Below are 22585 nucleotides of genomic sequence, written 5' to 3'. Positions count from 1 at the left end.
TTCTTTGGGGGCGGTTAATTGGATTCAAGCTTTCCGTTTAACGACCGATATATTGAGTAGTGAGTCCACTTTGAGATCGTGACATGAACGCAATGACGGCCATGCGCCAGTACCAATCAGTAAGCTTGCAGGCGCAAGTCTCTGAAGCAAGCCCGCATCGTTTGATCCAGATGTTGATGCAAGGCGCACTCGACCGCATCGCTAAGGCTCAAGGGGCAATCGAGCGCGGCTGGATGGCAGAAAAGGGCGAGTTGATAGGGAAGACGATTTCGATAGTAGCCGGCTTGAAAGACGTACTTGATTTCGACGTAGGCGGCGAGCTCGCTAACAACTTGGATAGCTTGTACGAGTACATGATCCGACGGTTGACCGAAGCCAATCGCACGAATGATTTGGGGATACTCGAAGAGGTATCCGGCCTGATGCGTGAAGTTAAGTCAGGGTGGGATGCAATAGCCCCCTGACCAGGAGTCTAGAGATGAGCATCAATTCGCTGATTGAGCCGAGCGCTGTCGATCGCATCGACTATCTCCGCGACGCTTTGACCGCAGCGCTCCGCCAGCAGGATTGGGACGCGATCGGAAGACTCGATCATGAATGCCGGTCTCTCGTTGACGTAGCAATGCTGGAAGTTGTCAACGAGGCTGATGAAGCACGGCTACGTAACAGCTTCGCTAGCCTGCTGGAAATCTACGCAGTCATGGTGGAAACCTGCCGGAGCGAGCGCGACCGCATCGGTGCGGAGCTTGGTAGCTTTAATCGAGCTCAGCAAAACGCGAAGGTTTACCAGCTGTTTGGTTGATTTGCAGTAAGTTAATACGAAACGCGGGTTTCGCTCCCCTACGGATTTATAGGGCGAGTGGACCCGCATTTTTGTTTGCGCATGGTATGAAGTCGGTAGTGAGCATGGGCGGAACCGGCAACCAACTGTCACCTGCTGTAAATATTTACGCCATAAATTTGACTCGCCTCTCGTTTTTGACTTAACTGCACCACGAATACGGTGGTGCTCGTGCGCCGCTTGGCTTTCAAGGAACGGGCTGACTCAAGACGATGTGGCGTGAAACCAAGCTTCTTCTCATCGATGATAATCAGGAGCGTCGCCACGATCTGGCGGTGATTCTTCAATTTCTGGGTGAGGATCACCTGGCGTGCAACAGTGCCGATTGGCAGCAGGTGACAGGCAAGCTTTCGTCTAGCCGAGAAGTGCGTTGCCTGTTGCTCGGTGACATCTCGGCGAAGGGTGGCGCGCTGGAGACGGCAAGAGCCATCGCAGAGTGGGACGAGTTCATCCCCGTCCTGCTCCTCGACGACCAACAGTCGGCTGATTGGCCAATTGAGGTCCGCCGCCGCGTACTGGCCACGCTCGAGACGCCTTTCAGCTACAACCAGATCATCGATTCGCTGCATCGCGCGCAGGTCTATCGCGAAATGTACGACCAGGCGCGTGACCGGGAGCGCGGACGCCAGCGTGAGCCGGAGCTGTTCCGCAGCCTTGTCGGTACCAGTCGCGCGATCCAGGGCGTGCGCAAGATGATGCAGCAGGTCGCCGATACCGAGGCCAGCGTGCTGATCCTCGGTGAGTCCGGGACAGGCAAGGAAGTCGTTGCACGAAACCTGCATTACCATTCCAAGCGTCGCGAAGGGCCGTTTGTACCGGTGAACTGCGGTGCCATCCCGCCAGACCTGCTGGAAAGCGAACTCTTCGGCCATGAGAAGGGCGCATTCACCGGCGCGATCACCAGCCGGGCAGGGCGTTTCGAGCTTGCCAATGGCGGTACGCTGTTCCTGGATGAGATCGGTGACATGCCGCTTCCCATGCAGGTCAAGTTGCTGCGCGTGCTGCAGGAGCGTACGTTCGAGCGGATTGGTAGCAACAAGACGCAATCTGCGGATGTGCGGATCATCGCGGCGACCCACAAGAATCTTGAGAAGATGATCGCGGATGGCACCTTCCGCGAAGACCTGTTCTACCGCCTGAATGTGTTCCCGATCGACATGGCGCCGCTGCGCGACCGTGCCGAGGACATTCCGCTGTTGCTCAATGAACTCATCTCGCGGATGGAGCACGAGAAGCGTGGCTCCATCCGTTTCAACTCGTCGGCGATCATGTCCCTGTGTCAGCACGACTGGCCAGGCAACGTCCGTGAGCTGGCGAACCTCGTCGAGCGCTTGGCGATCATGCACCCCTACGGCGTGATCGGTGTGGGCGAGCTGCCCATGAAGTTTCGTTACGTCGAGGACGATGTCGAGCATCTGGCGAGCAGCTTGAGCGAGGAGCTGCAAGAGCGCGCGGCGATCACAGACGAAGTGTTCTCGACGAATGTGAATGTGTCGACGGGAGCGCTCCTGCCGCCGGAAGGCCTGGACCTCAAAGAGTACCTGGGCAATCTCGAGCAGAGCCTTATCCAGCAGGCGCTCGATGATGCCGGTGGCGTTGTGGCGCGTGCAGCCGAGCGCCTGCGTATTCGTCGCACGACGCTCGTAGAGAAGATGCGCAAGTACGGCATGAGCCGGCAGAGCGAAGAAGACGAGCCGGAGTGAGGCTTCGGTAGAGGTACGGCCGGGATTATTTTTTTTGTAAGGCAGAGTCCTGAAGGTCTTCGCGAGACCGTATTTCAGTGAATCGAGAACTCGACGCATGACAGTACGAGCGGTGGGTTAATCGCGCTGCGATTGACCCACCCTACAGCCCAAGCCCACCCACCCGCTGTGTTGGAGTCGTAGGGTGGAATCCCGTAGGGCTTCCGCCGTTTCCCACGAAAATACCTCCTTGCCGCATTGGTCAGAAAAAGGGCGCGTTGCTCATGTGCATATGGAGCGGTAGGGCAGAGTCCCGAAGGTTTGCGCGGCAATCGCGTATCAACGGAACGGGCGCTCGACGCATTGGCGTACGAGCGGCGGGTTAATCGCATGGCGATTGACCCACCCTAAAGGCCTGTGTCGTTTGGGAGAGCGTTATTGCGCGGGTTTCACCCGCCCTACGGTTAACCGTCCTTATGGCAACGGCGACCGCCCCATCTCGTAGGACCGCGTTGTAATTTTCTCGTCGCAGGCGAGCCAGCCATGCACATGGTGCAACCCTATTCCACCGAATTCTTGACGCGGTAGCGGCATCGAGTAGTTAAACCCTTGTGCCTACTGCACTTTTAGAGACGGGCACGTCCCTTGCTTTATGGCTCGTATCGCGGCGTTTCACTGGCGCCGCTGAAACGAGACGAGCCATGACGCCTTCTGCCGTACGCCAAACAGACCTTCCACTTGCCGCCAGCGAGCATGCCTCGCGGCTGTCTGCTGAGTTCTTTGAGCAGATCAGTGCGCAGCTCGGCGATTCGTATGGCTTGTTGGCGGAACGTTTCAGCGAGTTGCAGGGCACGCTTGCTCAGGTCAGCGAGCAGAGAATGCAGGAGCTCGCCGAGAAAGAGCGGCTGGCTAACCGGCTGCAAAGCGTGCTGGATGTACTGCCGGGCGGCGTGATCATTATCGATGGCAGGGGCATCGTTCGCGAAGCAAACCCTGTCGCACAGCAGCTTCTGGATACGTCGCTCATTGGATTGCTATGGCGAGACGTCATCGCGTCGAGCTTCGCCCCACGTCGGGACGACGGGCATGAGATATCACTGCGAAACGGTCGACGCCTGTCGATCGCAACGCGCTCGCTTCAGGGGGAGCCGGGTCAGCTGGTCCTGCTGACTGACCTCACCGAAACCCGTCTGCTGCAGGACCAGCTCGCCCGGCATGAGCGCCTCTCGGCACTGGGCCGCATGGTTGCGTCGCTTGCCCACCAGGTCCGCACGCCGCTGGCTTCGGCCATGTTGTACGTTGGGCACCTTGCCGACAAAGCCTTGCCGGTCGAACAGCAACAGCGATTTGCAGGCAAGGTCCGCGATCGCCTTCATGAACTGGAGCGCCAGGTTCGGGACATGCTGGTGTTTGCCCGTGGTGAGCTTCCCTTGCATGACCGAACCACGCCTGCCGATCTTTTCGCCGGGCTTCGCAAGGCCGCAGAAGCTCATGTGGCGGGGTATACGATCCGCTGGCAATGCGATGCGCGAGAAGGGGAGCTGCTTTGCAGCCGAGACACCCTGATCGGTGCGGTGCTCAATCTAATCCAGAATGCACTGCAGGCAGGCGGTACCAGCGCCGGCTACAAGGTGCATCTCTACGTTCGCGACACGACGCTGAAGGTATCCGTTACCGATTCTGGCCCCGGCATCGATCCGCAAACGCTCGCACGGCTGGGTGAGCCATTTTTTACCACCAAATCCACGGGCACCGGCCTCGGGTTGGCCGTCGTCCATTCCGTGGCGCGGGCGCATGGCGGGCGACTCCACTTACGGTCGCGCGTCGGGTTCGGTACGCAGGCCTGCCTGTGGCTGCCACTCATTCAACCGGCTTCCCCTCAGGAGGACTAACTGATGTCGCTTGGGATACTGCTCGTCGAAGATGATCGTTCCCTTCGCGAAGCCTTGGAGGACACGTTGGCGCTGGGCGGCTATAGCTGCCGTGCGGTCGCGAATGCCGAGGACGCGCTGGTCGAGTTGGGCCGGGCTTCATTTGCAATGGTGATCAGCGATGTGAACATGCCGGGGATGGATGGCCATGGCCTGCTACGCGCTATTCGTAGCCGGTTTCCTCAGTTGCCGGTTCTGTTGATGACGGCGCATGGCACTATCGATCGCGCCATCGAGGCGATCCGTACCGGCGCCGCCGATTATCTGGTGAAGCCTTTCGAGCCGGATGCGCTCATGAGCCTCGTGGCCCGGCATGCGCTGGGGAAGCTCGATACCGCGGATACCGAGGGGCCGGTGGCGGTGGAGCTGGCTTCCCGCCAGCTGTTGGAGTTGGCTGCACGGGTGGCGCGCAGTGATTCGACGGTACTGATCTCGGGTGAATCCGGCAGTGGCAAGGAAGTCCTGGCGCGCTATATCCATCGGCATTCGCCGCGCTGGAACGGGCCCTTCATTGCCATCAACTGCGCAGCCATTCCCGACAATATGCTCGAAGCGACCCTGTTCGGCCATGAGAAGGGTGCGTTCACTGGCGCCATCGCGGCCCAGCCTGGCAAGTTCGAGCTTGCCAATGGCGGTACGCTGCTGCTCGACGAAATCTCGGAAATGCCGCTCGGGCTCCAGGCCAAGCTCCTGCGTGTTTTGCAGGAGCGTGAGGTAGAGCGGGTCGGTGCACGCAAGGCAATTGATCTGGATATCCGCGTGCTTGCCACCACCAACCGGGATCTCCCCGCTGAAGTGGCGGCGGGTCGCTTCCGTGAAGACCTCTATTACCGGCTTTCTGTGTTCCCGTTGGCCTGGAGACCCTTGCGCGAGCGCCCGTCGGACATCGTCCCGATGGCTGAGCGTTTGTTGGCTCGCCACGTCAAGAAAATGAACCTGCCGCCTGTGCTTTTATCCGCAGCGGCGTGTGACGCGCTGGTGGCTCATGGCTGGCCAGGCAATGTACGAGAGCTCGACAATGCGGTCCAGCGAGCACTCATTCTCCAGCAGGGCGGGGTGATTCAGCCTCACGACCTCTGTCTGACGTCGCCCATTGGAAGCTTCGCGCCACCAGCCGCTGCCGTGGTTGAGCGTGCGACCGTGACGGAGGTCGATGATCAGCCGGGTTCGTTGCTGGGCGATGACCTTCGCCGCCGCGAATTCGAGGTCATCATCGATACCCTGAAGGCTGAGCGAGGCCGTCGCAAGGAGGCAGCGGAACGGCTCGGGATCAGCCCACGTACGTTGCGATACAAGCTGGCGCAAATGCGCGACGCAGGGCTGGATGTGGATGCTTATCTCTATGCGTCCTGATTGGACGGGGCTTGATTGTCAGGACGTTGCGGATGCGTGGGTCGCGACCGCCCTACGGGATTGAAACATCGCCGCTGAGGTGCGGTTATAGCGTAGTGTCGTCATAACAATAGCGGAAGCCTGCCTGCGCTCGCTCTACGGCGGCGAGACGTCCGAGTGAAGCGGATGCAAATCCGTGAAGCTCTTTTGACGTCGGCTGGCATCTGCGGCTTATCCGCCGGTGTGGGCTGCAGGTGTGTCTGTATGTAAGCCTCTGATTTAAAGAAACTTCCTTCCTAAAAGCACCGCTCGGCGTGCTTTGTTTGCCATTTGGCATCCCCCTTGCAAATACCTATTCAGCTAAAGCCAAAGCGTCAAAAAAGCGCGGCTGAAAACGGTGAGGGGAATCATGAGCCAGGGTGTCGAATTCAATCGTCTGATGTTGGAAATGCGAGCCATGCAGATGGATGCCATGGCGCGCGCCAAACCGGCGCCGACGACCTCAGTTCAGGAAGCCGGCGCGCCCAGCTTCGCCGACATGCTTGGCCAAGCGGTCGGCAAGGTCGCTGAAGTGCAGGGCAACGCGTCCTCCCTCGCCAGTGCGTTCGAGATGGGAGTCGGTGGCGTCGACATCACGGACGTGATGATCGCTTCGCAGAAGGCCACCGTCTCCTTCCAGGCCATGACCCAGGTTCGTAACAAGCTGGTCCAGGCGTATCAAGACATCATGCAGATGCCGGTCTAAGGCGAGGAGTAGATCACGATGGAAGCTGTCGTTGACAACGTTCCGGCCAAAGCCGAAGACGCCCAGCCCAAGAAGCCGCTGCTGGGCCTCGCATTTCTTGAAAACCTCTCGCAGATGTCGATGCTGCGTCAGCTTGGCCTGCTGGTCGGGCTGGCTGCGAGCGTCGCGATCGGCTTCGCCGTCGTGCTCTGGTCGCAACAGCCGGATTACCGCCCGCTGTTCACGAGCCTTACCGGTATGGATGCCAAGCAGGTCGTCGCTACGCTGACCACCTCCGGCATTGACTACAAAGTCGATCCGAGCTCGGGCGCCCTGCTCGTAAAGGCGAATGACTTTGGCCGTGCGCAGCTGAAGATGGCCGAAGCCGGTATCGCGCCGACTGATGGCAACATCGGTTTCGAAATCCTGGACCAGGAACAGGGTCTTGGTACCAGCCAGTTCATGGAAGCCACCCGTTACCGTCGCGGCCTCGAAGGCGAGCTGGCGCGTACCATCTCCAGCGTCAACAACGTAAAGGCCGCGCGCGTACACCTCGCCATGCCGAAGAGCTCGGTGTTCGTCCGTGACGAGCGCAAGCCAAGCGCGTCTGTTCTGGTCGAGCTGTATCCGGGTCGTACCCTCGAGCCGAGCCAGGTGATGGCCATCATCAACCTCGTCGCTACGAGCGTACCCGAGTTGGACAAGGGCCAGGTCACCATCGTCGACCAGAAGGGCGAGCTGCTGTCCGACCAGCAGAGCCTCTCCGAGATGAGCATGGCGGGCAAGCAGTTCGACTACACCCGCCGTATGGAAACCATGTTCACCCAGCGCGTTCAGAACATCCTCTCGCCGGTGCTGGGCAACGGCCGGTATAAGGCTGAAGTATCGGCAGACGTTGACTTCAATGCGGTCGAATCGACTTCAGAAATGTTCAACCCGGATCAGGCTGCACTGCGTAGCGAGCAGACTGTCAGCGAACAGCGCTCCAGCGGCCAGTCCAACGGAGGCGTTCCCGGCGCGCTGAGCAACCAGCCTCCGGGCGCGGCTACCGCACCTCAGCAGGCCGGGCAGGGCGCGGCGGCGCCGGAAGGCCCGATCGCTGCCGGTCGCCCGCTGCTCGATGCCAATGGCCAGCAGATCATGGACTCGGCCACAGGTCAGCCGATGCTCGCGCCGTACCCGGCTGACAAGCGGGAGCAGGCAACGAAGAACTATGAGATCGATCGTTCGATCAGTTATACAAAGCAGCAGCAAGGTCGCCTGCGCCGGCTTTCCGTCGCGGTCGTACTGGATGACCAACTGAAACTGGACCCGGCCACTGGCCAAGTCACCCATCAGGCCTGGACGGCGGACGATATCGCGCGCTTCACGCGTCTCGTGCAGGATGCAGTCGGCTTCGATGCCAGCCGCGGCGACAGCGTCAGCGTCATCAACGCGTCGTTCGCCCCGGTCGCCAGCGATGTCATTGATCTGCCCTGGTATCAGACTGAATGGTTCCACATGGTGCTGTCGGGCCTGAAGCAGCTGTTCCCGGTACTGCTGGTCCTCATCCTGGTGCTCTTCGTACTGCGCCCGATGATCAACAACATCACTGGCGCGGGTAAGGACAAGGAGCTGGCGGTTGCTGGCGGTGCAGGCGGGATCGGTGCCCTCGGCGCGGATGGACTGGACGGTGAACTGTCGGACGACCGTGTGAGCCTTGGCGGGCCGCAGAGTATCCTGCTGCCAAGCCCGAGCGAGGGGTATGATGCACAACTCAACGCCATCAAGACGCTGGTGGCCGAAGACCCGGGCCGTGTGGCGCAGGTCGTGAAAGACTGGATCAACGACGATGAGTGAGAATCGCGCCGCCGCTAAATTGACCAAGACCGAGAAGGCAGCCATCCTGCTGCTGTCTCTCGGTGAGACTGACGCAGCCCAAGTGCTGCGTCACCTTGGGCCGAAAGAAGTGCAGAAGGTCGGCCTCGCCATGGCGCAGATGCGCAATATCCAGCGGCCGCAGATTGAGCAGGTCATGGGCGAGTTCGTCGACGAGGTGGGTGACCAGACCAGCCTTGGTCTGGGCTCGGACGGCTACATTCGCAAGATGCTGACCCAGGCGCTGGGGGAGGACAAGGCCGGCAACCTGATCGACCGGATCCTGCTCGGCGGCAGCACGAGCGGCCTGGATAGCCTCAAGTGGATGGAGCCGCGCGCGGTTGCCGACGTCATCCGTTACGAGCACCCACAGATCCAGGCGATCGTCGTGGCCTATCTCGATCCCGATCAGGCCGGCGAAGTCCTGAGCCACTTCGATCATAAGGTTCGGCTGGACATCATCCTGCGTGTGTCCTCGCTCAATACCGTCCAGCCTGCGGCATTGAAGGAATTGAACCTGATTCTCGAGAAGCAGTTCTCGGGTAGTTCGAACCAGTCCCGTACGTCGATGGGCGGTGTGAAACGTGCTGCCGATATCATGAACTTCCTCGACAGCTCGTCCGAAGGCGCGTTGATGGACGCCATTCGTGAGGTGGACTCGGACCTCTCGTCGCAGATCGAGGATCTGATGTTCGTCTTCGACAACCTGGCGGACGTCGACGACCGCGGTATCCAGGCGCTCATGCGCGAGGTGTCCTCCGACGTACTGGTGCTTGCGCTCAAGGGGTCGGATGACGGCATCAAGGAAAAATTCTTCAAGAACATGTCCAAGCGTGCGGCCGAATTGCTGCGTGACGACCTCGAGGCCAAGGGCCCGGTCCGCATCAGCGAAGTCGAAGCTGCACAGAAAGAAATCCTTACCGTCGCTCGGCGTATGGCCGAGGCGGGCGAAATCGTCCTGGGCGGTAAAGGCGGCGAAGAGATGGTTTGATGAGCGACAAGCAGAACCCGAGCGATCTCATCCGGGGCGGGCAGGTCAGCCGATTCGATCTGTGGGCGCTGCCGAGCTTCGATGCCGAGGAAACGGTCATCGAAGTCGCTCGGCCCGAGGAAGCGGAAGTCATCGAGGAGGCACTGCCGCCGCCCGAGGACGTGCCCGTCGAAGAAGTCCAGCCGCTAACCCTGGAGGAGCTTGAGGCGATCCGTCAGGACGCCTACAACGAAGGTCTGGCCATTGGTGAAAAGGACGGCTACCGCGCTGGCCAGCTCAAGGCCAAGGCGGAGAGCGAAACGTACCTTAATGACATGCTGGGGCGCATGGAGCGCCTCATGCAGCAGCTCTTCGAGCCCATCGCTGAGCAGGACAAGGAGCTGGAGAAGTCACTGGTCGGGCTGGTCGAGCACATCACCCGCCAGGTGATCCAGCGTGAGCTCGCGATGGATTCGAGCCAGTTGACCGGCGTGGTACGCGAGGCGCTCAAGCTCTTGCCGATGGGCGCCGAGAACGTACGCATCCTGGTTAACCCCCAGGATTTCGAGTTGATCAAGGCGCTGCGGGACCGCCACGAAGAGAAGTGGCGCATTCTCGAAGACGAAACCTTGTTGCCAGGCGGATGCCGCGTCGAAACCGAGCACAGCCGCATCGACGCCAGCGTAGAGACGCGGCTGAGCCAGGCGCTCACGCAGATGTTCGAACAGCAACGCGAGCAGGCGACTCAGCCGCTTGCACCCGATATGTCCATTGACCTGGGCGGTACCGATGCGCCTTGAACGCACGAGCTTTGCACGACGCATGGGTGGTTATACCGGTGCGATCGAATTGCCGCGTTTGCCCATCGTCGAAGGGCGCCTGCTGCGAATGGTCGGGCTGACCCTTGAGGCAGAAGGGCTGCGCGCACCCATGGGTAGCCGCTGCCTTGTCATCAACGATGACAGCTATCACCCGGTACAGGTGGAAGCCGAAGTCATGGGCTTCTCGGGCGGCAAGCTTTATCTCATGCCGGCCGGCAGCCTTGGGGGTATTGCGCCCGGCGCGCGTGTCGTTCCGATCCCCGACACAGGCCGTTTGCCCATGGGCATGAGCATGCTGGGCCGAGTACTGGATGGTGCCGGCCATGCGCTCGACGGCAAGGGGCGTATGCGTGCCGAAGATTGGGTACCGCTCGATGGCCCCACGATCAACCCGCTCAAGCGTAACCCGATCCACGAGCCACTCGACGTTGGCATTCGCAGCATCAATGGTCTGCTGACGGTCGGCCGCGGGCAGCGGATCGGGCTGTTCGCCGGTACCGGCGTCGGTAAATCCGTTCTGCTTGGCATGATGACGCGCTTCACCGAGGCCGAGATCATTGTGGTCGGGTTGATCGGTGAACGGGGCCGCGAGGTTCAGGAATTCATTGAAGGCATCCTCGGCGAGGAGGGCATCAAGCGGTCCGTGGTCGTGGCATCACCGGCTGACGACGCGCCGCTGATGCGCCTGCGTGCCGCGCAGTATTGCACACGCATCGCCGAGTATTTTCGCGACAAGGGCAAGAACGTCCTGTTGCTCATGGACTCGCTTACCCGGTATGCCCAGGCCCAGCGTGAAATCGCGCTGGCTATCGGCGAACCACCGGCGACCAAGGGCTATCCACCATCCGTATTTGCGAAGTTGCCGAAGCTCGTGGAGCGTGCGGGTAATGCTGAAAAAGGCGGCGGCTCGATCACCGCGTTCTACACGGTGCTTTCCGAGGGGGACGACCAGCAGGATCCTATCGCCGACTCCGCTCGAGGCGTGCTTGATGGCCATATCGTCCTGTCGCGCCGTTTGGCGGAAGAGGGGCATTACCCCGCAATCGATATTGAGGCCTCAATCAGCCGGGTGATGCCTCAGGTCGTGACCCAGGATCACCTGCGTGGGTCACAACGCTTCAAGCAGCTTTGGTCGCGGTACCAGCAGAGCCGGGACTTGATAAGCGTTGGCGCCTATGTTGCCGGTGGTGATCCGGAAACCGACTTCGCGATTGCCAAGCAGCCCGCCATGGCGGCCTTCCTTCGTCAGCGGCTGGATGAAAGCGAGCCACTCACCGACAGCGCGGTACGGCTGCAAGCCGTCATTGCTACCGGCAAAGGCTGACAATCCCCATGTCGGTCAGCCGCGCTACACGCCTCAAACCTGTTGTCGAAATGGCCGAGAAAGCCGAGCGTGAGGCCGCTCGCCAGATGGGGGCGTGCCAGGCTCAACTGCAACAGGCCGAAGGCAAGCTGGGCGATCTGCAACGCTACTGCATGGATTATCAGCAGCAGATGGTGACGCAGGGACAGCAGGGTGTTACAGGCCAGTGGCTGATGAACTACCAGCGCTTCCTTTCTCAGCTCGATAACGCCATCGCGCAGCAACAGCGCAATGTCGACTGGCACCGAAGCAACGTCGATAAAATCCGAACCACGTGGCAGGAGCGCTATGCTCGGCTGGAAGGCCTGCGCAAGCTGGTGGAGCGCTATATGTATGAAGCCAGGCTGGCAGAGGATCGCCGCGAGCAGCGGCAGTTGGACGAGCTCTCCCAGCGACTGACGGCGCGTAAACAGGACCATTGACCCTATCATGGACGCGATAGGCCGACGGTAGGCCCGGTGGTCCGTTTCGCGATAGCGCCGAGCCATGCCGATGACCATAATGACCGGCTATCTGTTATTGCCCGTGCTGCCATTCGGTGTGGCCGGGTAACCGATCCGGACATTGGAGTGACCATGGCTGACTTGCCTCATCTCGACGACGACGTGATGGCCACGTTGGCAGATGTCATGGAGGACGAGTATCCCGTATTGCTCGAAACCTTTCTCACCGATTCCGAGGAGCGCATCCGCATGCTGCTCGATGCGGCTGGCGATCTGGAAGCGCTTCGCCGAGCGGCGCATAGCTTCAAGGGCAGCTCGAGCAACATGGGCGCAGCGCTGCTCGCCGACCTGTGCCGGCAGCTCGAGACGGCAAGCCGGCAGGGCGACGCAGACGCCACCGCGCCGCTGATCGAGCAGATCCAGCGCGAGTATGCGGTCGTGAAGATTCTCACCAAGACGGCTCTCCAGCGGCATCGTTTCTAGCCAGGTGCATTGACGAGTGTACGGCATTGTATTGGCCCGTCGCTTGCATTGCCTCCGCTATAAGCCCCGATTTCTGGCGGAGACCATCATGCCTGTTGGACCTGATCTGTTATTGCAAACCACGCCTGACGTAACGCCCAGGGCGGCGCCAAAGGGGCCAGCGAAACCGGCTGGCTCCAGCCAGGACGGGCCTTCCAGCTTTTCGAAGGTGTATCGGGACAATCAGGCCAAGCCCAGTGACGGCGCGGCCTCCAAGGTGGCGAAGCCTGGTGCCGAGAAACCTGCCGGTCCGGCAGCCGCGGCGTCGACCGATGCGCCCGCGGCAACCGAGCTTTCCGCAGAATCCGGTGTGAGCGGCAAAGGCTTGCCGCTTGAAGACGACGCTCCGCCAGAAGAGGGGATGCTGGATCCCCTCGTGATGTTCGGCCTCGTGGAGACCCCCCTGCCCATGGCCCCGCTGATGCCAACGGCGTCCGTCGGCGATTTGACACCGCAGGCTACCGAGCCGGGGCTCGGCATTCCGGGCGATACCGATCCGGAAGCGATCAAGGCGGACCTGAGTATCCTCGGACAACTCGGCGCACGGTCGACGATGCAGGCCGCTACTGTCGCCGCGGACGCATTACCGGATGAACAAGTGGCGCAGCCGACCGCGGATGAAGGCTTCGTTGAGATAGCCAAGCTCGTGAGCGATACCTTGACGTCCGGCAAGGCCAACGACGAGGGCGAAGCATCGCTCAGCACGCTCGAGCTTGCTTTGCCGGATAACCCTACAGAAGCAAAGACAGCGGATCTTCGTAGCGATCAGTTCGTTTCCCGGTTGAACGCATTGGGGCAGGCGATGACGCCAGCAGCGGGTCAGGCCGAGCGGGCACCGGTGCTTACGCCCGGGCAGCCGGTCGCCCTGCATCAGAATGGCTGGACCGAGGCGGTCGTCGATCGCGTAATGTGGCTGTCCAGTCAGAACCTCAAGTCGGCTGACATACAGCTGCATCCGCTGGAGCTCGGGCGTTTGGAAGTTCGGATTCAAATGGATCAGGACCAGACTCAGGTGACGTTCGCATCTGCCAACGCAGGCGTGCGCGAAGCGCTCGACAGTCAGATGCATCGGCTACGGGAAATGTTTGCCCAGCAGGGCATGAACCAGCTCGACGTCAACGTCTCGGACCAGTCGATGAACCGTGGATGGGGCGGGCAGCAGGCTCAGGCTGATAGCAATGCACAGGGTCAGCAGCGCGGCGGACGCGGTGAAGCCGGTGATGCGGGCGACGTCGACAGCGGCGCTTCGATCGAGGCCCTTTCATCTACACCACTTCGTGCCGGCCGTGGGTTGGTGGACTACTACGCCTGAGTAAAGGGGTCGATTCCGGCTTTGGTCGGGTTCGATCTTGTGGCCACAGGCGCCTGCGCCCGGTCTCGCCTACGCTGTTTGGATGTACACACGGGATGACAGAGAGGCAGCAGCCTGCTATATCGCACGCCGCGGCTTGCTCGGGACGCTGGCCCAGTTCGACTTGCGCCCGGCACAGAAGATTGCTCTAACGACGGAAATTTGGCATGGCAAAGAAAGCTCCCCCTCCCGCACCGGCCGCCGATGGCGATGCGCCGCCGAAGAAGAGCAAGCTCAAGCTCATCATCATTGCCGTGGTCGCGGCGTTGCTATTGATCGGCACGTCGGTGGGCGTCACTGTGTTCCTGCTGGGCGGCAAGAGCAGCGACGCCGATTCGGCGGAGCATGCCGAGTCTGCAGCGGCGGCGCCGGTCAAGGCACAAGCGATCTATGAAGAGCTGACGCCGGCCTTCGTGGTGAATTTCAATTATCAGGGTCGCCAGCGCTTCATGCAGGTGAGCGTGGCATTGATGGGTCGGAACAAGGCGGACATGGACGCATTGAAGGCGCAGATGCCTGTGATCCGCAACCGTCTGGTGATGCTGTTCTCCGGCCAGGACTTCGACGGCTTGATGAAGCCGCTTGGGAAGGACATGCTGCGTCAGCAGGCTACTGCGGCCGTTCAGGAAATTGCCCAGAAAGAAGTGGGCAAGCCCGTTGTCGAACAGGTGCTGTTCACCAACTTTGTATTGCAATAGGACGTGCCATGGCTGTTCAAGATCTGTTATCCCAGGATGAGATCGACGCGCTGCTGCATGGTGTTGATGACGGCCTGGTGGAAACCGAGACCGACAGTGACCCCGGCAGCGTCAAATCCTATGACCTGACCAGTCAGGATCGTATTGTGCGTGGGCGGATGCCCACGCTGGAAATGATCAATGAGCGCTTTGCGCGCTACACACGCATCAGCATGTTCAACCTGCTGCGCCGGTCCGCGGATGTTGCGGTTGGCGGCGTGCAGGTCATGAAGTTCGGCGAGTATGTTCATTCGCTGTACGTGCCAACCAGCCTGAACCTCGTGAAGATGAAGCCGCTCAGGGGGACATGCCTGTTTATCCTAGACGCCAAGCTCGTGTTCAAGCTGGTGGACAACTTCTTTGGCGGTGACGGTCGCCACGCCAAAATCGAGGGGCGCGAGTTCACACCCACCGAGCTTCGTGTCGTGAGGATGGTCATCGACCAGGCATTCGTCGATCTCAAGGAAGCCTGGCATGCGGTGCTTGACGTCAACTTCGAGTACATCAACTCCGAGGTCAACCCGGCGCTTGCCAATATCGTCAGCCCCAGCGAAGTGGTTGTGGTTTCGACCTTCCATATCGAACTCGACGGGGGCGGCGGTGACCTTCACGTCACGCTGCCCTACGGCATGATCGAACCGATCAGAGAGATGCTCGATGCGGGATTCCAGTCGGACGTGGACGATCAGGATGAGCGCTGGATCAAGGCGCTGCGTGAAGACATCCTCGATGTGAATGTGCCTGTGGGCACGACCATCGCGCGCCGACAGCTCAAGCTGCGGGACATCCTCAACATGCAGCCTGGCGACGTCATCCCCGTCGAGCTGCCGGAAGATATATACATGCGAGCCAACGGTGTTCCCGCTTTTAAAGTGAAGCTGGGATCACACAAGGGTAATCTCGCGCTCCAGATTCTCGAGCCCGTTGGCCGCCGTTAAGCGGGCTGGGCACTGAAACACAAGGCCGTCGAGGGCAGGTATGGCAGACGAAAAAGACGTGACTTCCGAAGAGCAGGCACTGGCAGACGAATGGGCGGCTGCGCTTTCCGAAGCAGGCGATGCGTCGCAGGATGACATCGATGCGCTAATGAACGCAGCACCCACGCCGGTTGCCCCCAAAGCACCGATGGAAGAATTTGGCCAAGGCCCCAAGGGTGGCGGCCCGGTTAGCCTGGATGGGCCAAACCTGGACGTTATCCTCGATATCCCCGTTTCGATCTCCATGGAAGTCGGCAGCACCGACATCAGCATTCGCAACCTTTTGCAGCTCAACCAGGGATCTGTGGTTGAGCTGGATCGGCTGGCAGGCGAGCCGCTGGACGTGCTCGTCAATGGCACGCTCATCGCACATGGGGAAGTCGTGGTTGTGAACGAGAAGTTCGGCATTCGGCTGACCGATGTCATCAGTCCAAGCGAACGCATCAAGAAGCTTCGGTAATGAAAAGATCGATTGCCTTGCTGTTTTCCGGAATGCCAGTCCTGGCGCTAGCCAATGCGGCAGCGCCTACACAGACGGCAACCGTCACAGGAGGATCGTTTGGCGGGCAGTTTGCTCAGCTGGTGCTTGGGCTGCTGGTCGTCATCGTGCTCATCTTCGGCCTCGCCTGGCTTGTTCGCCGCATGCAGCAGGTCGGCCCGCGTAGCGGCAAGGCCATCAAGCTGATCGCCAGTCAGGCCCTCGGACCTCGTGATCGCCTCGTTCTCGTGCAAGTAGGCGGCGAGCAGATCCTGCTGGGCATGACACCTGGGCGAATCACACCGCTGCATGTGCTGAAGGAGCCGATCCCGGTCACGGACAGCGAGCCGGCAACCCCGGAGTTCGCCCAGCGCCTCAGCGAAATGCTGAGCAGGGACCGCAAGGAAAAGGATTGATGCTGCGTATTCTGTTCTTGGCGGTGGCGATGCTCGTCGCGCCGCTGGCGTTCGCTCAGGAGCCCGGTAGTGCCGCCAGTGCATTGATCGGCCAAGGCGATAATCCGCTGTCTGTGCCTGCCATCACCCTCAGCACGAATGGGGAAGGGCAGCAGGAGTACTCGGTAAGCCTGCAGATCCTGCTGATCATGACGGCGCTGAGTTTTATCCCGGCGTTCCTCATGCTGATGACCAGCTTCACGCGGATCATTATCGTGTTCTCGATCCTTCGCCAGGCCCTTGGTCTGCAACAGACACCGTCCAACCAGATTCTTGTTGGCATCGCGCTGTTTCTGACCATGTTCATCATGGCGCCCGTGTTCGACCGCATCAATCAGGATGCCTTGCAGCCTTACCTGAACCAGCAGATCGATCCGGTCCAGGCGATTGAAAGGGCTGAGGTGCCGATTAGATCATTCATGCTGGCGCAGACGCGTCAGAGCGATCTCGAACTCTTCGTTCGGCTGTCCAAACGGACGGATATCGCCAGTGCAGACACCACGCCGCTGCACATTCTTATCCCGGCCTTCGTGACCTCCGAGCTGAAAACGGCGTTCCAGATTGGTTTCATGATCTTCATTCCGTTTTTGATCATCGACATGGTGGTGGCGAGCGTACTCATGGCAATGGGTATGATGATGCTCTCGCCGCTGATCATTTCGCTGCCGTTCAAGATCATGTTGTTCGTGCTGGTGGATGGCTGGGGCCTGATCATCGGCACGCTCGCCAGCAGTTTCGGCACGTTGTAGCGCCGACCCGAATCGTCACGTCGTCAGGGGACCGTACCATGACACCCGAAGTTGCCGTCGATCTGTTCCGCGAAGCGCTGTGGCTGACGTGCGTGATCGTCGGTGTGCTGGTTGTGCCGAGTTTGCTGGTGGGTCTTGTCGTCGCGGTATTCCAGGCGGCGACCCAGATCAACGAACAAACGCTGAGCTTTCTGCCGCGACTGCTGGCGATGCTCATTACCCTCATCTGGGCGGGCCCGTGGCTGACCCGTGAGCTGATGGAGTATATCCAGACGCTCTACCAGAACATCCCTTACGTGATCGGCTGATGCTCGAGCTGTCCGACGCCCAGATCGGCGGTTGGATCGCCAGTTTTCTGCTGCCCCTGTTTCGCGTCGGCGCCCTGATGATGGTAATGCCGGTGATCGGGACCGCGCTGGTGCCCACACGCGTCCGGCTCTTCCTGACGATCGCCATCACCCTGGCGTTGGTGCCCGTACTGCCTCCTGCGCCGGAGTTCGATGCGTTGAGTCTGCAGGGGCTTATGCTCATTGCCGAAGAGGTACTTATCGGCGCCATCATGGGCTTCAGCCTACAGCTGTTCTTCCACCTGTTCGTGGTTGCCGGGCAAATCATCGCAACGCAAATGGGCCTTGGTTTCGCCTCGATGATGGATCCGGCGAACGGCGTCTCCGTCCCGGTGATCGGGCAGTTTCTCACCATGCTGACCACCTTGTTGTTCTTCTCCATGAACGGGCATCTGGTGGTTTTTGAAGTGCTGACCGAGAGCTTCACGACATTGCCCAGTGGCGGCGGTGGTCTGCTCACGGCCCAGTTCTGGCTGCTCGCCAACCGGTTGGGGTGGGTCATGGGTGCCGGGCTCCTGCTGGCGCTGCCGGCAATCACCGCCTTGCTCGTGATCAATATTGCGTTTGGCCTGATGACGCGGGCAGCGCCGCAGCTCAACATCTTTTCCATCGGTTTCCCGATGACCCTGGTGATGGGTATGGTCATCTTCTGGATCGGCATGGCCGATGTCCTTTCCCAGTACCAGCGGTTTTCATCCGAAGCCCTCATCTGGCTCGGCGAACTCGTCCGGGTACGTTGAAGCAGGAGTCAGGCCATGGCCGAAAGCGAAAGTGGCGCTGATAAAAGCGAAGAACCCACAGAAAAAAGGAAGCGAGAGACCCGAGAGAAGGGGCAGATCGCACGCTCCAAGGAACTCAGTACGCTTGCAGTAGTGCTGGCCGGAACCGGCGGACTTATCGCGTTTGGCGGCGGCATGGCGCAGATGATGATGACCGTCATGCACATGAGCTTTGAAGTGCCCCGTGAAGCATTGCTCGAAGAGCGCTACATGGTTCAGATGCTTGTCGCGGCCGGGGAACTGGCGTTACGTGCAACGATGCCGCTGCTCGTTTTGCTTCTGGCGGCCTCGGTGCTGGGGCCGATCGGGATTGGCGGGTTTCTGTTTTCCGGAAGTTCGCTTGCACCGAAGTTCAGCCGAATGAACCCGGGCGCGGGCCTCAAGCGCATGTTTTCCACGCAGTCATTGGTGGAGCTGCTCAAGGCAATTGGCAAGTTCGCCGTCATCCTGCTCGTGGCTGTCCTGGTGCTGCGCTCGGACCAGGACGACCTGTTGGCGATGGCGCAGGAGCCGCTTGAAGCGGCCATCCTGCACAGCATTCAGGTAGTCGGCTGGAGTTCGCTGTTGATGGGCCTGGGGCTGGTCTTCATTGCAGCGGCAGACGTGCCGTTCCAGCTGCATAGTCACAAGCAGAAGCTGATGATGACGAAGCAGGAAGTGCGCGACGAATACAAGGACAGCGAAGGCAAGCCGGAGGTCAAGGGCAAGATCCGGCAGCTGCAGCGCCAGGCGGCTGAACGCCGGATGATGCAGGCGGTGCCGCAAGCCGACGTTGTCATCACTAACCCCACGCACTTCGCCGTGGCGTTGAAATACGACGGCAATTCGGGCGGAGCACCCGTTCTATTGGCGAAGGGGGGCGATTTCGTAGCGTTGAAGATTCGTGAGATTGCCCAGGAGCATAAGGTTACGCTGCTTGAATCGCCGGCATTGGCCCGTTCGGTGTTCTACTCAACCGAACTCGACCAAGAGATTCCTGCTGGCCTCTACCTGGCCGTGGCACAGGTGCTGGCGTACGTATACCAGCTGCGCCAATACCAGGCCGGGAAGGCGAAACGTCCAGCTCCGCTGAAAGACCTGCCGATCCCGCCGGATTTGCGGCGGGACGCGTAAGTGCTTACTGCCAGTGCGTCTTATGGCACATGGCGTATCACTTCGGTGTGCTCGCTGGCCTATCAATCCCGCTTTGCGTACTGGATAAGCCGAGCGAGGGCGACCGCTATCGATGTGACTCCTACAGCAGGAAACAGATAGCAGATGGCGGTGCAACTGCGAACGTCATACCACGCAATCGGGCCTTGACGTTCGCGTTAACGAGCCCAGCTTATTCGATGACACCACACGCCACACGGGCGCCGCCGCCGCCGAGAGGCTTGGGATGGTCGGCATGGTTGTCGCCACCGGCGTGAACCATCAGCGCGAGTCCCTTTATTTCCTCAGCCGTTTTGATACGAGGCGCGAGGACCGGTTGGGTAGATTGGCCGTCATTCGTGACGTACAGGGCTGGCAGGTCCCCTAAGTGCCCGTCACCCCATGGGAAGCCATGCTTGCCGGTATTCTTCGGGTCCCAATGGCCACCAGCGGCGCCGGCTGCAGTCATCTTGCCATCGGTCTCAGCGGGGTCGCAGCTGCCCTTGGTATGGATGTGGAAGCCATGTATGCCGGGCTCAAGGCCCTTCAGGTCTGGCGTAAACACGAGGCCGTATTCGCTGGTGGTGATCTGAACCGTGCCGACCGCTTGATTGACGCCTTTATCGTCCACCTCATGCAGCGTGACGCGTGTCTCGGCGGCATTGGCTGTCAGCGCGGCACAGCCGGCCAACGCGAGCATCCATCGTTTCATCGGGATCTCCTCGGTAAGCGGACCGGCGAACCGCCGGCTACATCAATTTCCGACCGGTCGCGGGACGTCGCGTTCGCTCCAGACTTTCCTGCGAGTCGTAACAAGCATTTTCCAGATCCAAACGGCCGATCGTACTTGAGCGAGCGATTGCGAGCGTTTTTCAAAGTTGGACCTCTTCTTGCAAAACCGACGGCAGACGACGCTGCAGCGTCAAAAGATCGTTCAGCGGCTTGGCCGCACGAGGAGAGCAAGTGGACCGATCGCTTCTGATAGGTAATGTTCGTAACGGTGCCATCACCCTGGGCCGCGGAAATCTTGGTATTCCGTTGCTGGTACTGGTCCTGCTCGGCATGATGACCCTGCCGATGCCGACGTTCCTGTTGGACATCTTCTTCACGTTCAACATCGCGCTGACCATCGTTGTGCTGTTGGTGGCCGTGTACGCGCTGCGACCGCTGGACTTCGCCGTGTTCCCGACCATTCTCCTCGTCGCGACACTGATGCGCCTCGCGCTGAACATTGCCTCGACGCGTGTGGTGCTGCTGCACGGTCAGGAAGGCCACGATGCCGCCGGTAAGGTGATTCAGGCGTTCGGTGAGGTCGTGATCGGCGGCAACTACGTCGTGGGTGTCGTCGTGTTCGCCATCCTCGTGATCATCAACTTTGTCGTGGTAACCAAAGGTGCCGGCCGTATCTCTGAGGTCAGCGCGCGTTTCACCCTCGACGCGATGCCCGGCAAGCAGATGGCGATCGACGCCGACCTCAACGCTGGACTGATCGACCAGGAAAGCGCCAAGGTTCGTCGTGCCGACGTTGCGCAGGAAGCCGACTTCTACGGCTCGATGGACGGTGCAAGCAAGTTCGTTCGGGGTGATGCCATTGCCGGCCTGCTGATCATGTTCGTGACGCTGCTTGGCGGCATGGGCATTGGTGTTCTGCAGTACGGCCTGTCCTTCGCCGATGCTGCGAAGATCTATGCGCTGCTGGTCATCGGTGATGGTCTGGTTGCCCAGATCCCGTCGCTGCTGCTGTCCGTTGCGGCTGCCATCATGGTGACCCGTGTTTCCTCATCCGAAGACATGGGCCAACAGGTCAACCGCCAGATGTTCGCCTCGCCCAAGGCGCTGGCCGTTGCGGCTGCGATTCTGCTGGTCATGGGTTCGGTCCCGGGGATGCCGCACCTGCCGTTCATTGGCCTCGGTGGCCTGGCTGCCGGTGGCGCCTGGCTCATCTGGAAGCGCCAGCAGAAGAAAGAAGTGGAAGTGAAGCAGCAGGAAGCGCAGAAGGCTCAGCAGGAGCTGCTTCCGGCTCAGCGCGCTCAGGAAACCAAGGAGCTCGGCTGGGACGACGTGACCCCGGTCGATCTGGTCGGCCTCGAAGTTGGCTATCGTCTGATTCCGCTGGTGGACCGCAACCAGGGCGGCCAGCTGCTGGCGCGTATCAAGGGCGTCCGCAAGAAGCTGTCTCAGGAAATGGGCTTCCTCATGCCTTCGGTCCATATCCGTGACAATCTCGACCTGCAGCCCAATGCCTATCGCCTCACCCTGATGGGCGTCAGCCTGGCCGAGGCCGAGGTCTACCCGGATCGCGAGCTGGCCATCAATCCTGGTCAGGTATTTGGTACGTTGAACGGCATCGCTGCCAAGGATCCGGCGTTTGGCCTCGAGGCAGTGTGGATCGACGTCCATCAGCGGGACCAGGCGCAATCGCTGGGATACACGGTCGTCGACGCCAGCACGGTTGTCGCCACTCACCTGAACCAGGTACTGCATAAGCATGCCCACGAGCTGTTGGGCCATGAAGAAGTCCAGCAACTGCTTCAACTTCTGGCGAAGAGCTCGCCGAAGCTTGCGGAGGAGCTGGTACCGGGCATGGTGTCGCTCTCTACTCTCCTCAAGGTTCTGCAGGCGTTGCTGCAGGAACAGGTCCCCGTGCGGGATATTCGCACCATTGCCGAGGCCATCGCCAACGTTGCTGCGCGGAGTCAAGATCCCGCCGCGATGGTTGCTGCCGTTCGCGTCGCACTGGCCCGCTCGATCGTGCAAACCGTTGTGGGACTAGAGCCGGAGCTGCCTGTGATCACCCTAGACCCGCGGTTGGAACAGATATTGCTCAGCAGCATGCAGAAAGCCGGACAGGGTGCTGACGAAGGAATCCTTCTCGAACCCGGAATGGCAGAGAAGTTGCAAAGGTCCCTTGTAGATGCAGCACAGCGTCAAGAAATGTTCGGCAAGCCAGCGGTACTGCTGGTAGCCGGCCCCGTCCGAGCGATGCTTTCGCGGTTCGCTCGCCTCGCGGTCCCAAACATGCACGTGCTGGCATACCAGGAAATTCCGGACAACAAGCAAGTCACCATTGTCGCCACCGTGGGACAGAACTGAGG

General features: G+C 60.4%; 23 protein-coding genes. 22 read left to right on the top strand and 1 reads right to left on the bottom strand.

The genetic code is table 11. The annotated features are described in order from the left end of the window. Positions 1-83: 83 nt before the first annotated feature. From fliS to flhB, 21 genes are all read left to right on the top strand, one after another. Complete coding sequence (gene fliS, locus ACY8D3_RS12650; protein ID WP_462379128.1) at positions 84-464, top strand: flagellar export chaperone FliS; 381 nt, start codon at positions 84-86, stop codon at positions 462-464. 14 nt (positions 465-478) lie between these two features. Further along, the gene (locus ACY8D3_RS12645; RefSeq protein WP_462379127.1) at positions 479-802 is read left to right on the top strand and encodes a flagellar protein FliT; all 324 of its coding nucleotides are present in this window, start codon (positions 479-481) and stop codon (positions 800-802) included. 251 nt (positions 803-1053) lie between these two features. Further along, on the top strand, positions 1054-2544 hold the full coding sequence (locus ACY8D3_RS12640; protein WP_462379126.1) for a sigma-54 dependent transcriptional regulator: 1491 nt from the start codon (positions 1054-1056) through the stop codon (positions 2542-2544). Between the two features lie 680 nt (positions 2545-3224). Then, positions 3225-4415 (top strand): sensor histidine kinase, encoded by a 1191-nt coding sequence (locus ACY8D3_RS12635; RefSeq protein WP_462379125.1) that lies wholly within the window; start codon positions 3225-3227, stop codon positions 4413-4415. Between the two features lie 3 nt (positions 4416-4418). Next, the gene (locus tag ACY8D3_RS12630) at positions 4419-5807 is read left to right on the top strand and encodes a sigma-54-dependent transcriptional regulator (protein WP_462379124.1); all 1389 of its coding nucleotides are present in this window, start codon (positions 4419-4421) and stop codon (positions 5805-5807) included. A gap of 388 nt (positions 5808-6195) precedes the next feature. After that, the gene (gene fliE, locus ACY8D3_RS12625; protein ID WP_462379123.1) at positions 6196-6531 is read left to right on the top strand and encodes a flagellar hook-basal body complex protein FliE; all 336 of its coding nucleotides are present in this window, start codon (positions 6196-6198) and stop codon (positions 6529-6531) included. A gap of 18 nt (positions 6532-6549) precedes the next feature. After that, positions 6550-8349 (top strand): flagellar basal-body MS-ring/collar protein FliF, encoded by a 1800-nt coding sequence (gene fliF, locus ACY8D3_RS12620; protein ID WP_462379122.1) that lies wholly within the window; start codon positions 6550-6552, stop codon positions 8347-8349. Further along, positions 8342-9358, top strand: coding sequence for a flagellar motor switch protein FliG (fliG, locus tag ACY8D3_RS12615; protein ID WP_462379121.1), 1017 nt, complete (start codon positions 8342-8344; stop codon positions 9356-9358). The genes fliF and fliG overlap by 8 nt, the downstream gene beginning before the upstream one ends. Further along, positions 9358-10137, top strand: coding sequence for a flagellar assembly protein FliH (gene fliH, locus ACY8D3_RS12610; RefSeq protein WP_462379120.1), 780 nt, complete (start codon positions 9358-9360; stop codon positions 10135-10137). Before fliG ends, fliH begins: the two co-directional genes overlap by 1 nt. Continuing rightward, complete coding sequence (gene fliI, locus ACY8D3_RS12605) at positions 10127-11482, top strand: flagellar protein export ATPase FliI (RefSeq protein ID WP_462379119.1); 1356 nt, start codon at positions 10127-10129, stop codon at positions 11480-11482. The genes fliH and fliI overlap by 11 nt, the downstream gene beginning before the upstream one ends. Before the next feature lie 8 nt (positions 11483-11490). Next, positions 11491-11943, top strand: a complete 453-nt coding sequence (gene fliJ / locus ACY8D3_RS12600) for a flagellar export protein FliJ (protein ID WP_462379118.1) — start codon at positions 11491-11493, stop codon at positions 11941-11943. 153 nt (positions 11944-12096) lie between these two features. Next, a complete protein-coding gene (locus ACY8D3_RS12595; RefSeq protein ID WP_462379117.1) occupies positions 12097-12447 on the top strand; it encodes an Hpt domain-containing protein in 351 nt (116 codons plus the stop codon). Positions 12448-12535: 88 nt separating this feature from the next. Continuing rightward, positions 12536-13798 carry a flagellar hook-length control protein FliK gene (locus tag ACY8D3_RS12590; RefSeq protein ID WP_462379116.1) on the top strand — a complete coding sequence of 421 codons (1263 nt, stop codon included), beginning with the start codon at positions 12536-12538 and terminating at the stop codon, positions 13796-13798. A 206-nt stretch (positions 13799-14004) separates the two neighbouring features. Next, complete coding sequence (gene fliL, locus ACY8D3_RS12585) at positions 14005-14535, top strand: flagellar basal body-associated protein FliL (protein ID WP_462379115.1); 531 nt, start codon at positions 14005-14007, stop codon at positions 14533-14535. Between the two features lie 8 nt (positions 14536-14543). Further along, entirely contained in the window at positions 14544-15512 is a 969-nt protein-coding gene (gene fliM, locus ACY8D3_RS12580; RefSeq protein WP_462379114.1) for a flagellar motor switch protein FliM, read from the top strand. A 40-nt stretch (positions 15513-15552) separates the two neighbouring features. Beyond that, positions 15553-16011: a flagellar motor switch protein FliN gene (fliN, locus tag ACY8D3_RS12575; protein ID WP_462379113.1), complete on the top strand. Its 459-nt coding sequence runs from the start codon at positions 15553-15555 to the stop codon at positions 16009-16011. After that, positions 16011-16445 carry a flagellar biosynthetic protein FliO gene (gene fliO / locus ACY8D3_RS12570; protein WP_462379112.1) on the top strand — a complete coding sequence of 145 codons (435 nt, stop codon included), beginning with the start codon at positions 16011-16013 and terminating at the stop codon, positions 16443-16445. The genes fliN and fliO overlap by 1 nt, the downstream gene beginning before the upstream one ends. Continuing rightward, positions 16445-17233 carry a flagellar type III secretion system pore protein FliP gene (gene fliP, locus ACY8D3_RS12565; RefSeq protein WP_462379111.1) on the top strand — a complete coding sequence of 263 codons (789 nt, stop codon included), beginning with the start codon at positions 16445-16447 and terminating at the stop codon, positions 17231-17233. The genes fliO and fliP overlap by 1 nt, the downstream gene beginning before the upstream one ends. Positions 17234-17271: 38 nt before the next feature. Next, entirely contained in the window at positions 17272-17541 is a 270-nt protein-coding gene (gene fliQ / locus ACY8D3_RS12560) for a flagellar biosynthesis protein FliQ (protein WP_462379110.1), read from the top strand. Next, the gene (fliR, locus tag ACY8D3_RS12555; RefSeq protein WP_462379109.1) at positions 17541-18320 is read left to right on the top strand and encodes a flagellar biosynthetic protein FliR; all 780 of its coding nucleotides are present in this window, start codon (positions 17541-17543) and stop codon (positions 18318-18320) included. The genes fliQ and fliR overlap by 1 nt, the downstream gene beginning before the upstream one ends. A gap of 15 nt (positions 18321-18335) precedes the next feature. After that, on the top strand, positions 18336-19472 hold the full coding sequence (gene flhB, locus ACY8D3_RS12550) for a flagellar biosynthesis protein FlhB (protein WP_462379108.1): 1137 nt from the start codon (positions 18336-18338) through the stop codon (positions 19470-19472). Positions 19473-19683: 211 nt separating this feature from the next. Here the strand turns inward: flhB and sodC are convergent, their stop codons facing one another. Continuing rightward, positions 19684-20202 carry a superoxide dismutase [Cu-Zn] SodC gene (gene sodC / locus ACY8D3_RS12545; RefSeq protein ID WP_462379107.1) on the bottom strand — a complete coding sequence of 173 codons (519 nt, stop codon included), beginning with the start codon at positions 20200-20202 and terminating at the stop codon, positions 19684-19686. 251 nt (positions 20203-20453) lie between these two features. On the opposite strand from sodC, the gene flhA reads away from it, so the two are divergent. Next, positions 20454-22583, top strand: coding sequence for a flagellar biosynthesis protein FlhA (flhA, locus tag ACY8D3_RS12540; protein WP_462379106.1), 2130 nt, complete (start codon positions 20454-20456; stop codon positions 22581-22583). Positions 22584-22585: the final 2 nt, after the last annotated feature.

The organism is Pseudomonas sp. Marseille-QA0892 (assembly GCF_054950135.1).
This window is presented reverse-complemented; position numbering and strand designations above follow the sequence as displayed.